General features: G+C 44.6%; 14 protein-coding genes and 1 pseudogene. 12 read left to right on the forward strand and 3 right to left on the reverse strand.

Annotation, left to right across the window (positions count from 1 at the left end):
* Positions 1-46: 46 nt before the first annotated feature.
* The 4 genes from G6R27_RS01320 (at position 47) to budA (ending at position 4195) form a co-directional block, all read left to right on the forward strand.
* A complete protein-coding gene (locus G6R27_RS01320) occupies positions 47-1225 on the forward strand; it encodes a sensor histidine kinase (protein ID WP_213819287.1) in 1179 nt (392 codons plus the stop codon).
* A complete protein-coding gene (locus G6R27_RS01325; protein ID WP_213819288.1) occupies positions 1226-1864 on the forward strand; it encodes a response regulator in 639 nt (212 codons plus the stop codon).
* A 246-nt stretch (positions 1865-2110) separates the two neighbouring features.
* The gene (locus tag G6R27_RS01330) at positions 2111-3142 is read left to right on the forward strand and encodes a zinc-binding dehydrogenase (RefSeq protein ID WP_213819289.1); all 1032 of its coding nucleotides are present in this window, start codon (positions 2111-2113) and stop codon (positions 3140-3142) included.
* Between the two features lie 345 nt (positions 3143-3487).
* On the forward strand, positions 3488-4195 hold the full coding sequence (gene budA, locus G6R27_RS01335) for an acetolactate decarboxylase (RefSeq protein ID WP_213819290.1): 708 nt from the start codon (positions 3488-3490) through the stop codon (positions 4193-4195).
* A 26-nt stretch (positions 4196-4221) separates the two neighbouring features.
* Here the strand turns inward: budA and G6R27_RS01340 are convergent, their stop codons facing one another.
* Positions 4222-4782, reverse strand: coding sequence for a GNAT family N-acetyltransferase (locus tag G6R27_RS01340; RefSeq protein WP_420798186.1), 561 nt, complete (start codon positions 4780-4782; stop codon positions 4222-4224).
* Between the two features lie 211 nt (positions 4783-4993).
* Positions 4994-6274 (reverse strand): adenylosuccinate synthase, encoded by a 1281-nt coding sequence (locus tag G6R27_RS01345; protein WP_213819292.1) that lies wholly within the window; start codon positions 6272-6274, stop codon positions 4994-4996.
* Positions 6275-6478: 204 nt separating this feature from the next.
* On the opposite strand from G6R27_RS01345, the gene purB reads away from it, so the two are divergent.
* The 3 genes and pseudogenes from purB to G6R27_RS01360 all read left to right on the forward strand — a co-directional run bounded on the left by purB (position 6479) and on the right by G6R27_RS01360 (position 9165).
* Positions 6479-7774, forward strand: coding sequence for an adenylosuccinate lyase (gene purB / locus G6R27_RS01350; protein ID WP_213819293.1), 1296 nt, complete (start codon positions 6479-6481; stop codon positions 7772-7774).
* Between the two features lie 38 nt (positions 7775-7812).
* Positions 7813-8397, forward strand: a pseudogene (locus tag G6R27_RS01355) (branched-chain amino acid transport system II carrier protein); the annotation flags it as partial.
* A 117-nt stretch (positions 8398-8514) separates the two neighbouring features.
* A complete protein-coding gene (locus G6R27_RS01360) occupies positions 8515-9165 on the forward strand; it encodes an NAD(P)H-binding protein (RefSeq protein WP_213819294.1) in 651 nt (216 codons plus the stop codon).
* A 20-nt stretch (positions 9166-9185) separates the two neighbouring features.
* Here G6R27_RS01360 and G6R27_RS01365 read toward each other — a convergent pair whose 3' ends face one another.
* Complete coding sequence (locus G6R27_RS01365; protein ID WP_213819295.1) at positions 9186-9626, reverse strand: MerR family transcriptional regulator; 441 nt, start codon at positions 9624-9626, stop codon at positions 9186-9188.
* 76 nt (positions 9627-9702) lie between these two features.
* Here G6R27_RS01365 and G6R27_RS01370 point away from each other — a divergent pair, with 76 nt between their 5' ends.
* The 5 genes from G6R27_RS01370 to G6R27_RS01390 all read left to right on the forward strand — a co-directional run bounded on the left by G6R27_RS01370 (position 9703) and on the right by G6R27_RS01390 (position 13275).
* Positions 9703-10020, forward strand: coding sequence for a carboxymuconolactone decarboxylase family protein (locus tag G6R27_RS01370; RefSeq protein WP_213819296.1), 318 nt, complete (start codon positions 9703-9705; stop codon positions 10018-10020).
* Between the two features lie 2 nt (positions 10021-10022).
* Positions 10023-10427, forward strand: a complete 405-nt coding sequence (locus tag G6R27_RS01375) for a cupin domain-containing protein (RefSeq protein ID WP_213819297.1) — start codon at positions 10023-10025, stop codon at positions 10425-10427.
* 11 nt (positions 10428-10438) lie between these two features.
* A complete protein-coding gene (locus G6R27_RS01380; RefSeq protein WP_213819298.1) occupies positions 10439-11290 on the forward strand; it encodes an aldo/keto reductase in 852 nt (283 codons plus the stop codon).
* A gap of 66 nt (positions 11291-11356) precedes the next feature.
* Positions 11357-12388, forward strand: coding sequence for a zinc-dependent alcohol dehydrogenase family protein (locus tag G6R27_RS01385; RefSeq protein WP_213819299.1), 1032 nt, complete (start codon positions 11357-11359; stop codon positions 12386-12388).
* A gap of 50 nt (positions 12389-12438) precedes the next feature.
* Positions 12439-13275: an alpha/beta hydrolase gene (locus G6R27_RS01390; RefSeq protein ID WP_230791121.1), complete on the forward strand. Its 837-nt coding sequence runs from the start codon at positions 12439-12441 to the stop codon at positions 13273-13275.
* Positions 13276-13278: the final 3 nt, after the last annotated feature.

Raw genomic sequence — 13278 nt, forward strand, 5'->3', positions numbered from 1 at the left:
GCCTTGAATTAGGCTAGTTTTTCGTACATAAAAAGGACAACAGAAAATGATTGACGAACAGACAACTACGCTACAACAACAAACCCTGCGTGGTCTTCGCTGGCCCTTTGTTTGGTGGGTGATTCTTGGCACGGCCATGGCGCTTTATGAAGGCTTGCATTCACTAGCCATTCTGGATATTGTTTTGGTATCGCTCATTGCACTGGGACAGGTTATTTTGATTGCCATCACGTTTAAAAAAATCATGATTCGACAGTGGTCGCTGACGATACAAATCGTGATGTTATTAGCCATGATGTTTATCATTCATGGGCTCGGATCTGGCATTATTTTGCTTGCGATTTCGCCCATTTTGATTATCCAGGCCATTATTTTTGAACATTTACGCTGGGCCAATATTTCAGCCATTATTCTTTTTGCCCTTTTCTTCTTGTCCTTCGTGGTCCAAAAAAATAACCTAGGCTACGTGCTTTTCTACATCGAAGTGGCTGGATTGATGTTGCTGATTATTTTCTTATTTGCTAAAAACTATCAGAGTAGCTTGCAGCGCCAAGTCGATTTAAAACACGCCAATGCGGAACTAGCAATGGCTTATAATCAAGTCGATCAGTTATCGACCGCAAAAGAACGCGAACGCATTGCACGTGAATTACATGACACGCTGTTACAGGACATGACGGGGCTTGCGATGCAGTTAGATGTATTAACGACACAATTGAATCGTGGAAATATTGACAAAGCAAAACGGATCAGTGAACAAGCCAGCCGCTTGTCAAAAGAGACACTAGTGACCTCAAGGCGAGTTGTCAGTGAAGTTCGAGAAGGCGATTCAGTGGAGGCCTCTTTAATCAATCGACTGAAAGTCTTGACTAAGACTTTTTATAAAAACTATGGATTAAGTGTTCAGTTACAGCTTTCTTGTGATGCTTATCGAACAGGAAAGGAAGTAGCGGTTCTTTTAAAAATCATTTCTGAAGCGATGATGAACGTGGTGAAGCATAGTCAGTCAGACTTTGCCTTGATTAGCATTCATGAAGAAGGACCTGACTTATTCATCCAAATTATTGACTACGGGGCAGGTTTTGACTTTCGACAAGGATTGCAACGGAAAAATCATTTTGGCCTGGCGGGCATGCAGGAACGTGTCAGTGAACTTGGTGGTAAAGTGACAGTTGATAGTGAGATTGGGGAAGGAACAACCGTTACCATTCGGTTGCCAAAATAAATGAAAGTATTAATTGTTGATGATCATATGATCGTGCGTGAAGGTCTGAAACTGATTCTTGAAAATGACGAATCAGACTTTCAAGTAATGGAAGCCGCGGATGGGAAAGAAGCAATCGGCGTACTTGATAAGCATTCCGAGATCGGATTGTTGCTTCTTGATATTAAGATGACGCCAGTCGACGGCATTGAGGTCATGCGTTTTATATCAGAAAAATATCCTAACCTACCTGTGATTGTACTGACGACTTTTGATTCAGATGACGTGGTCAAAGAAATGCTTCGACTCGGTGCGAAGTCCTTCTTACTAAAAGATGCCGATAGTCAGAAGATCCTTTCGACCATTCATCAGGTGCTTGCTGGAAATACCGTTTTATCGACCGAAATGGCTCAAAAGGCTTTTCGAACAAGACCAGTTCAGCCACAACCCGGTCAGCAATTAACAAAACGAGAAAAAGAGATTCTCACGCTTCTTGTCGCCGGCTATCGAAATAAAGCAATTGCAGAACAAATTTATGTTTCGGAACGAACAGTAAAAAATGAGTTAACACAAATCTATAACCAGTTCGGGGTTTCTTCCCGATCAGAAGCCGTGGCTTATGCCTTTAAATACCATCTAGTCAACGAAGGAGAAGATTAATCTCCTTTTTTTCTTGACCTAAAGTCAACTTCAGGGTTTAGGCTAAACCCATCATCAATTAGTTGAATGGAGGAGAATATGACAAATAAAGTAACGGCAGGTCGTGATCAGTTGGGCCAGGTAGCCCCTGATTTTGCGCGCTATAATGATGACGAATATGAACAGTTGGCTGCGCGAGCTGATTAGTATTTTACAAAGATACCGAATTGACTCATAATAGAACAAAAGAAGAAAAGGGGTTCATTTATGAAAGCAGCTGTATTTGTAAAACCTGGTTTGGTTGAGATGCAAGAAGTCGATAAGCCAACCATCAAGGGACCAAAGGACGCCGTCATTAAAACGGTGCGGGCCTCGGTTTGCGGGTCTGATCTCTGGTTTTACCGCGGGATTTCAAAGCGCGAGTCCGGCAGTCAAGTTGGTCATGAAGCCATCGGGATTGTCGAAGAGGTTGGCAGCGAAGTCACCAATGTCAAGCCAGGAGACTTTGTGATTGCTCCCTTTACACACGGCTGTGGCCACTGTCAGGCCTGCTTAGCTGGTTTTGATGGTGACTGCCTTGATCCAAACAAGGGTGGTTCAACTGGCTATCAAGCTGAATACATTGGATTCAAGAACGCTGACTGGGCCTTGGTTAAGATTCCAGGAAAGCCAGCAGATTATACCGATGATCAGTTAAAGTCTTTTATGACGCTTTCTGACATCATGGCGACTGGTTATCACGCCGCTGCGACCGCTGAAGTTAAGGAAGGGGACACCGCCGTTGTCATGGGCGATGGTGCTGTTGGCCTGGCCGGTGTGATTTCAGCCAAGTTGCGTGGCGCTAAGCGGATCATCTTGATGTCCCGTCATGAAGATCGGCAGGCATTAGGAAAAGAATTTGGTGCGACCGACATTGTGGAAGAACGTGACCAGGCCGCCATTGACCAGGTCATGGAATTGACAGGTGCTGGTGCCGACGCCGTCTTAGAATGTGTTGGTTCCGAGCAAGCGGTGGATACGGCCGTTAAGTTGGGTCGACCAGGTGCCATTGTTGGTCGTGTCGGGATTCCACAGGACCCCATGATGAATACCAACAATTTGTTCTTTAAGAACATTGGTCTCCGTGGTGGTATCGCTGCCGTGACGACTTATGATCGGGAATTACTCTTGCAAGCTGTCTTGAACGGTAAAATCAACCCTGGCCGGGTCTTTACTAAGCAGTTTGAATTAAAAGCTATTCAAAAGGCCTACGAAGCAATGGACAAGCGGGAAGCGATTAAGTCGCTCTTGGTCTTTTAAAACAAAAAAGCGCATAAAGCGCTTTTTTTACTGTTCAAATTGATTACGTTATCAACCTTGTCGGACGACTTGAAAACACGGCGGAAAAGGATCAAAGAACAAACCGGCTGCCAGCTCAGAAAGCGATAGGTTGAGCAGAAAGTATCAGGTAAAGGGGCTTGGCTTTATTCAGGGAAAGCTGGGACCCAAGCGTTTCATTCAAACGAAGGCTATGATCGCCTTCCACTTTTATTTTGGCAGAGCTTTTCTAGTTTGACTCTTCATTCAAAAAGGCCTAGAATCTCATTTTGAGTAGTCATTTCGTAATGACTAAAGTTGTCACATGGTTGGTTGAAGGAGAAAAAAGTGGTAAAAGTTCATCAATTTGGCACGATGCAAATGCTTGTGGAAAGCCTCTTGGACGGCTTTGTAACGGCAAAGGACATGCTCGCGGCGGGCAACACTGGAATTGGCACTGGAGCGGGCGTGGATGGTGAGTTGATCTTACTGGATGGCAAAGCCTATCAAGTCAACGTTGATGGTAAAGTACAAGAGGTGCCCGCTGACTTCCCCGTGGTCTTTGGCGATGTCCATGAAGCTGACTATCAAGTGGTCGACCAGTATGGGAAGCGTGATTTAAAGACGCTTTTGAAGAATCTTTTGGCCAAAGTCGGAACCAAAAATCTCTTCTTTTCCGTCAAACTATCCGGAAACTTTCAGTACGTTCAAACTCGCTCGGCCAAGAAGTCCGAAAAACCCTATCCTGGTTTAGGCGAAATTGCCAAGAATCAGGTTGTCTTTGATCAAAAGGATGTGAAGGGAACGATGGTCGGCTATTACACGCCAAGTCTTTATGAAGGGGTTGGCGTGCCAGGCTTCCATCTGCACTTCTTGTCTGATGAAAAAGACTTCGGTGGGCATGTTTTGGAAGGGAAAATCGAATCGGTTGCGGCCTCTGTCCAAATTCTGGATGGTCTGAGCGTGCAATTACCCGTGGCCAATACGGATTACCAAAAGGCCAACCTGAATGACTTAAGTCATTTAAGCAAGGTCATTCACGCGGCAGAGTCATAAAGTCGACACTAAAAAAGCGTTACTGTTTAAATGGTGCAGTAGCGCTTTTTTTTAGGGCTCAGTTTGGAAAAGGGAATGAAGGGCAGCGGCTTTTCTGGTCGGTTCAGTTCTTTTTGTAGCCAAAAGGTATCCAACCATTGGCCGTTCTTAAAGCCGATTTTCTTAAATTGGGCGACTTTTTCATAGCCGAGCTTTTGGTGAAAGGCCAGACTCGCTTCATTCTCCCCCGTGATACATGCTGTGATATTCACAATGTTTTGCTTAGCGAGAATTTGCTCAATTTCTGCGTATAGCGAGCGTCCAATGCCTTTGCCATGGGCTTTTTCAGCAATGTACACGCTAATTTCAGCTGACCACTGATAAGCCGAACGCTCCCCATAAGCATGTGCATAGGCGTAACCAAGGATTTGATTATCTTCTAAAACAACCAAATAGGGAAAATCCGTTAACGTCTGTTTTATCCGACTCGAAAATTCGGCAAGTGTTGGCGTCTGGTATTCGAAACTAACGGTCGTTTGTTCGACGTATGGTTGATAGATGGCTAACAATTGCTTTCCATCGCTTGGTTGTGCCGTTCGAATTTGCATCATAACCCCCAGTGTATGGACGACATAAAGGAATCCTAAATTGCTCTTATTGTACAAGAAAGAAGAAGAGATGCAAAGCGTTACAGAAAGTAACCTTTCGAAGATCGAAAGCGGCCTTTTCCAGATGACTATTACAATGTCCACCAAGTGCTGGGAGCGCTGAATCCTGTTCATAAAATAAAAAGAGCCCGAAAATTAGGGCTCTCTTTTATTACCAAATTTCAGTCAAAACATGCGTCGCTTCCCGTTCTGGACCAACGGCAAAGGTGTGGAGTGGAAGCCCAACGAGTTTTGAAACTCGGTTTAAGTAATGTTTGGCGTTGGCTGGCAATTCATCAAATGTTGTCACGGCACTGATGTCCTCTGACCAACCGGGCAGCTCTTCATAAATTGGTTCACAACGGTCGAGTTGTTGATTGCTGGCTGGGTAATGATCAATAATCTGTCCATCTAAGCGGTAGGCTTTCGCGATCTTAACCGTACCAAGTCCGGTCAAGACATCAAGACAGTTAAGGGAAAGTTGGGTCATCCCAGAAATTCGACTGGCATGACGTAAGACGACGGTGTCTAGCCAGCCAATCCGACGGGGACGTTTGGTAACAACACCATATTCATGCGCCACTTCACGGATTGTTTGCGCCTTTTCATCAAACAGTTCCGTTGGGAAGGGGCCTTCGCCAACGCGGGATGTATACACCTTTGCAACACCAACGACGTCATCGATTCGTTTTGGCCCGATCCCCGCTCCGACAGTGGCTCCTCCCGAAATTGGGTTTGACGAGGTCACAAAGGGGTAGGTGCCTTGGTCGATGTCAAGCATGGATCCCTGAGCACCTTCAAAAAGGACTTTTTTATTTTCATCCAACGCTTGATTGATGAGGTAGGAGGTATCTGCTACCATCGGCTTCATGCGCTGCCCAAAAGCTTTGTAAGTTTCATAGATGTGATCAAAGTTCAGTTCTTTTTGGTCGTAAAGCTTTGTCAGAATTTCATTTTTTGCTGCTAAAGTTGTTTTGAGCCGTTGCTTTAAGGCTTCTGGATCAATTAGGTCACAGACACGGATGCCGATTCGTTCTACTTTATCCATGTAAGCGGGCCCGATGCCTTTTTGAGTGGTCCCAAGCTTGTGGCTTTTTTTCTCTTCTTGCAAACGATCAAGTAGGCGATGGTAAGGCATAATGACCTGCGCGCGATCAGAAATCACAAGATTTTTGGCGGACACACCATATTGTTTCAAATAATCAATTTCGTTAAACAGGGTCAAGGGATTCAAAACGACACCATTGCCAATGACGTTTTGTACGTTTTCCAAGAGGATTCCAGATGGAATCAACTGCAAATGTAGCTTCTCGCCATTGAGCACGAGCGTGTGCCCGGCATTATCGCCTCCTGAATAGCGAACGACATAGTCTGCTTTTTGGCTGAGAAAATCCGTGATTTTTCCCTTTCCTTCATCGCCCCATTGACTCCCGACAATAACAGTTGCTGGCATTTTTAACTCCTGTGTGCATCTATTTCAATTAAATCAACAAACCCATCATACCGAACGTCAGATTAAAAAACAACATAAATATTCGTATAACATTCGTGTTATTCGAATTTAAAACGTGTAAAAAGCAATCTTGTGGATACAAAAACGAACGATAAGATCGTTTTTGTGATAAACTTTAGTTATTCGATAAAACGGAGGACTCTGATGTTAGAACGTTATGCACGTCCGGCTATGGCCGATATATGGTCGCTGGAAAACCAATACAACACATGGTTAGAAGTTGAAATTGCCATTGACCAAGCGTGGGCCGAGCAGGGACTTATCCCGGCTGACGACCTAAAGGCCATTCAAAAAAACGCCGGCTTCGACCTTAAACGGATTGACGAAATTGAAAGCCAAACGCAACATGATGTGGTTGCCTTTACGCGGGCCGTTTCTGAAACGCTGGGCGACGAAAAAAAGTGGATTCATTACGGCGTCACGAGCACAGACGTCGTTGACACAGCAAATGGCGTTCGCCTGAAACAGGCAAACAAATTAATAAGCAGCGATCTTAAAGAGCTTCAGAAGCTGTTAAAATCACAAGCGATCCAGTATAAAGATACGGTCATGATTGGTCGCACCCATGGCGTGCATGCTGAGCCGACCTCTTGGGGTTTCAAATTAGCGCGCTGGTATGATGAAATCAGACGGCATATTGAACGCTTCGAGCGTGTCGCTGCAGCAGTAGAAGTTGGGCAAGTTTCCGGTGCGGTTGGCACTTTTGCTAACATCTCACCAGAGGTTGAAGAATCCGTTTGCGCCTCTTTAGGATTAAATAATCAACCGATTACAAGTCAGGTTCTACCACGTGATTTATATGCGGACTACCTGTCAATCATCGCGCTCATTGGCTCTTCACTAGAAAGTTTCGCCACTGAAATTCGTTCGCTTCAGAGAACCGAAATTCGTGAAGTACAAGAATTTTTCGATAAGAAGCAAAAGGGGTCATCAGCGATGCCTCATAAACGGAATCCAATTGGTTGCGAAAATATCTCTGGTCTAGCTCGCGTTCTGCGTGGCTACCTTGTACCAGCCTATGAAGACATCACGCTTTGGCACGAAAGAGACATCTCGCATTCATCAGTGGAACGCATTGTTCTGCCGGATGCCACGACCTTATTAGACTATCTATTAACCCGCTTCACTAAAATTCTTCAGACCCTGGAAGTTTATCCAGATCGAATGGCAGAAAACGTAAACAAGACTGGTGGGTTAATCTACAGCCAACGAGTTTTGTTAATGTTGATTGATGCCGGATTGTCACGTGAGAAAGCCTATGATTTGGTTCAGCCATTGACCAAAAAAGCCTGGGACGAAGGTCTTAGCTTTGAACAGTTAGTCAAAGAATCACCAAAAATAAAGGAACTACTTAGCCCTGATCATTTGGCCGATGCGTTTGATTATCACTATCACCTCAGACGAATCAACGAGGTGTTTACTCGTCTTGGTATTCACTAAAACAAACAAAAAAGCACCCGCTTTTAAAAAAATTATTTCTACTGGCTTCCTTATTTTTCAGACTTTTCTTTGGGGCCGGTAATTTAATTGTCCCAATCCAATTGGGACAATCATCCGCCTACAATTGGCTGCCTGCAGTGATTGGTTTCTTTAATATGGGTGCTTTGCTGCCTTTCTTAACCATGTTGGCTGTCTCGATTACCAAATCTGAGTCGATCTACGATATTGCTAAGCCAGTTGCTCCCTGGTTCGGAACGGCCTTCCTAGTTGCTGTACAGTTTACCATCGGGCCACTCTTTGCTTCACCACGAACGCCGCAACAGCCTTTGACATGGGAATCGAACCATTGGTTCCAGCTGGCTATCACTCGCTTTCTATGCTTATTTTTACCGGCCTATTCTTTGCCTAGCTACTTGCTCACGGTTAAGGATTCCAACTTGATGAAGTGGGTGAGGCAGTATTTGAACCCCATTTCTTTGGGACTTCTGGCGTTGATTTTGGTTTTGGCCCAGGTTTTGCCAATGGGCAACCTCCAGCAACAGGCTGCGGATGTCTATGCCAATATAGTAGTCTATACAATCGTTGCCTCATGGCGTATTTATAAGGGCGCGAAAGAAGATTAATAAGAAAAGGGACAGCTATGAGGGCGGCTGTCTTTTTTTAATTTTCTTCCTTGACTTAGAGTCGACTCGAAGAAGTACAGTAGAATTATCAAAGCACACATTGATGAGGAGAATAGAATGAAAAACATCGCTATTATCGGGGCGAACGGTCAAATCGCTCGTTTAGTTGAATCCCACTATATCAATCACGAAGAGATACAGCTTCGTTTGTTAGCCCGAAAGATCACGCGCTTGCCTGAGACAATCAAAAACGCAGAAAATGTTGATCTAATTGACGGGGACGCTAATTCATACGAAGACGTTAAGAAGACAATTCAGGAGACTGATATCGTCTACTTGAACTTGGGCGGTGTCTTCACGCCAATGGTTCGAAACATCCTGCAGGTCATGGACGACTTGAACGTTTCGCGTTTGATTCATGTCACCGGATTAGGGCTTTACCATGAGGTGCCGGAACCGTTTGAAAGCTGGTTGGAAGAAAGCGTTGGCCACTCCGTCATGGAGGACACCCGCGTGGCTGCTGATTTGATTGAGCAGAACCAAACGATTAACGCGACGATTATTCGAGCCGCATACATGAGTAATGCGGACAAGGTTTCTTATGAACTAACAACTCGTCACGAGCCATACAAAGGCACGACCATCTCGCGCGCAAGTATTGCGGATTTGATTGAACAAATCATCGACGATCCAACTCGCTATCAGCACGAAAGCTTAGGAATTGCTGAGCCGGGAACGGATGGGCCATACCCAATTTATAAAGACTAAATAAAAAAGAAGTGAATCAATCACTTCTTTTTTTCTTCTGTTAAATGATGCTTTTCAAGGAAATATTCGTACAGAGTCTGATCTCGGTCCTTTAACTGGCCGGTGTACATGTCGATTTTATAGTTTAACAGCCGTAGGTTCTCCTCGAACTGCTTTAGCTTCTTTTCAACCGATTGGCGATGACGGAGGAGAATGTCCAAAATCTCTTCCTCGTATTCGGTCCCGTAACGGCGTAATTTGACGAAATGCTTGAGATCCTCGATTGACATATCCGTCGAGCGCATATGCTCAATAAAGAGTAGCCAATTAACATCGTCTTCACTGTACTGGCGGATGTTTGATGCCGTTCGTTCTGGAACGACGAGACCTTCTTTTTCATAATAGCGAAGGGTGTGTTCGCTCAAACCAGTCTTTTCTGCGACTGCTTTAATCTTATATTTGATTGTTTTTTCTTTTTCCATAAAAAAATTATAGCACGGGTATTGACTTAGAGTTAACTCTAGGGAATATGATAGAAACAATCAATAGGAGGAAGACATGACAAAGAAAGTTACCGCAGGCAGAGATAATTTGGGCAATCTTGCGCCCGACTTTGCTGGCTATAATGATGATATTTTGTTTGGTGAAGTCTGGGCAGATGAGACGCTTCCGCAAAAAACGCGAAGCATCGCGACTGTCTCGGCCATCATGGCAATGGGAGCCTTTGAACAGCTGCCAGCACACATGAAAAAAGCAAAAGAGAATGGTGTTAGTCAGAAAGAAATGGTGGCGCTCTTAACGCAGCTCGCTTTCTATACAGGATGGCCAAAGGGATGGTCAGCCTTTAATATTTTGAAACAAGTATATGGAGAATAATCATGACAAAATTTGATGAACTAGTAAACGGTGGTATTTTTGGTAAAGGAATCGAAAACCCTTATGGTAAGTATTTTATCGGCGATACCTTTTTAAACGCTTTGACGTCCAGCCCGGACGATCAAATCGGTATTGGAACGGTGACCTTTAAGCCCGGTTCTCGCAACAACTGGCATATTCATCATGATGGCTACCAAATTCTTTTGGTAACGGATGGAGAAGGTTGGTACCAAGAAGAAGGAAAGCCAGCACAGTCCTTGAAACAGGGTGACGTGATTGTGACCAAAGACGGTGTGAAGCACTGGCATGGTGCCAAGGCCGATTCTTGGTTCGAACACATCGCCATTACCGCAGGTACACCAGAATGGCTGGAACCAGTCGACGACGAAACGTATAACAATTTATAGGAGAAATTCAATTGCTTAAAGAAACTTACACATTATCGAATGGGGTAGAAATCCCTAAAATCGCATTTGGTACATGGTTGTTGGACAACCAGTCAGTTATTGGTGCAGTAAAAAACGCCATCAACATTGGCTACCGACACATTGATACTGCGGCGGCCTATGAAAACGAAGAAGGCGTTGGTCAAGCTATCCGTGAGTCCAACGTGGCACGTTCTGACTTATTCGTGACGACTAAAATAGTTGCAGAAGCGAAGGACTATGAGTCCGCAAAAGCAGCGATCGAATTGTCATTGAATAAATTAGATATCGACTATATTGATTTATTGTTGATTCATTCCCCACGTCCATGGGCCGATTACAAAAGTGAACATCGTTATGCTGAAGGTAATCTTCAAGCATGGCGTGCCATGGAAGAAGCCTATGAGGCTGGCAAAATTAAGTCGATTGGCGTTGCTAACTTTGAAAGAGACGACCTTGAAAATTTGATTGTTAACGCTAATATTTCGCCCATGGTCGACCAGGTTTTGTCACATATCGGACATACGCCAATGGCGCTCATTGAATATGCTAAGAAACAAAACATTCTCATTGAAGCTCACTCGCCCTTTGGCCATGGAGACTTGATGAGAAACAACGAAATCAAACGGATGGCTTCTGAACTGAACGTGAGCGTTCCACAGTTGGCGGTTAACTACCTTTTGCAGCTCGGCTTAGTACCATTGCCAAAGGCGTCATCCATTGAGCACATGCGTAATAACGCTTCTGTTGATTTTACGATTCCAGCAGAAATGATGAAACAATTAGAAAACTTTTCCGAAATTCAGTATTCAGAAGCGACTTCTGTATTCCCGGTCTATCAATAATTCGTTTTTTTCAATTGGATGAGGATAGCGCCACAATAGAAGTAGCAAAACAAAGGAGATTTAGTCATGAAAGCAGCTGTATTTGTAAAACCCGGTCTCGTGGAGATGCAGGAGGTCGAAAAGCCAACGATTCAAGGCCCAAAGGACGCGATTATCAAAACGGTACGCGCCTCTGTCTGTGGTTCGGATCTTTGGTTTTACCGAGGTATTTCAGAACGTGAATCTGGCAGCCAAGTCGGTCACGAAGCGATTGGAATTGTTGAAGAAATCGGTTCGGCTGTGACCAATGTGAAGCCTGGTGACTTTGTCATTGCGCCCTTTACGCACGGTTGTGGAAAGTGCAAAGCCTGTTTAGCTGGCTTTGATGGCGATTGCTTGGATCCAGACAAATCTGGTTCGACAGGTTATCAAGCCGAATATATTGGTTACAAGAATGCAGATTGGTCGCTCGTGAAGATTCCGGGCCAGCCCGAGGACTATAGTGATGAGCAATTAATGTCCTTGATGACTTTGTCTGACGTTATGGCAACTGGTTATCACGCTGCCGCGACAGCCGAGGTCAAGCCTGGCGACACAGTAGTTGTCATGGGCGACGGCGCCGTTGGCTTGTCTGGCGTTATTGCAGCCAAATTACGTGGTGCCAAGCGAATTATTTTAATGTCACGGCACGCGGATCGCCAAGCACTTGGAAAAGAATTTGGCGCAACGGATATCGTCGAAGAGCGTGATCAAGCTGGTATCGATCACGTGATGAAGCTGACTGGAGCCGGTGCTGATGCGGTTTTGGAATGTGTCGGATCAGAACAAGCGGTTAATACAGCCGTTAAGCTTGGGCGTCCTGGTGCCGTTGTTGGTCGTGTTGGGATTCCACAAGATCCAATGATGAATACCAACAATCTTTTCTGGAAGAACATTGGGCTGCGCGGTGGAATCGCTGCTGTAACGACTTACGACCGTAAATTGCTCTTGCAGGCTGTGTTGGATGGCAAGATCAATCCTGGCAAGGTCTTTACCAAGCAATTCGAACTGAAAGACATTCAGAAAGCCTATGAAGCGATGGATAAACGTGAGGCGATTAAGTCGCTGTTGGTCTTTTAATGCAAACAAGCTGAGTAATTGTTACTCAGCTTTTTATTAAGGAAAAAATGATGAAAAAAAGTAAAGTTTTGTTAAGTCTCCTCATGCTAGGAGCAGTTCTTTTTATCGGTGGATTGGCATTGTGGCCTAGAAGCGGACAAGGGGAGGGGACTAAGCCAACAAATGCGACGGTCTTCTTCCACGGTTACGGATCGTCACGAAACGCGGAAAAAACCATGAGCCAGTACCTTGTTAAAAAGAAGTATTCGAGTCAAATCATTAACGTGACGGTTTCTAAAAACGGCGAGGTCCACTTTAGTGATCAGGCCCAACGAGGGAAGAAAAATCCGCTTTATTTAGTTCAGTTTAACGACAATCGAAACGTTAACTATGCTAAAACCAATCAATGGGTCACGAGCATTATGCGTCAAATCCATCAGCAAGGGATCCATTCTGTTAATTTGATTGGTCATTCGATGGGTAACATGGCGATTGTTTATTATTTGAAAAATCATGTGCAGCCAAGTGACCAGTTACCGTCGGTGAAGAAGGAAATCGATATCGCCGGGCATTTCAATAGTCTGGGCGCTGATCCGGCAGCCCAATCAGAAGTTGACGAGGCCGGCAAGCCAAGCATCCAGTCATCAAGTTATCAAGCGTTAAGTGGCTTGAGTGCCTACTATCAACATAATCAGACAAAGGTTTTGAATATTTTTGGAAACAGCACTGGCGCTTCCCATTCCGATGGAACAGTACCGAACAACTCATCAAAAACACTTCGTTCATTTGTTACTGCACCCAGTCAGTACGAAGAAAAACTGTTGACTGGAAAAGATGCCCAGCATTCAAGACTGCATGAGAACCAACAGGTCAACCAATTGCTATTCGATTTCTTGACAACAAATTAATGA

This window comes from Fructobacillus papyriferae (assembly GCF_018437225.1).
GTDB classification, from domain to species: Bacteria; Bacillota; Bacilli; order Lactobacillales; family Lactobacillaceae; genus Fructobacillus; species Fructobacillus papyriferae.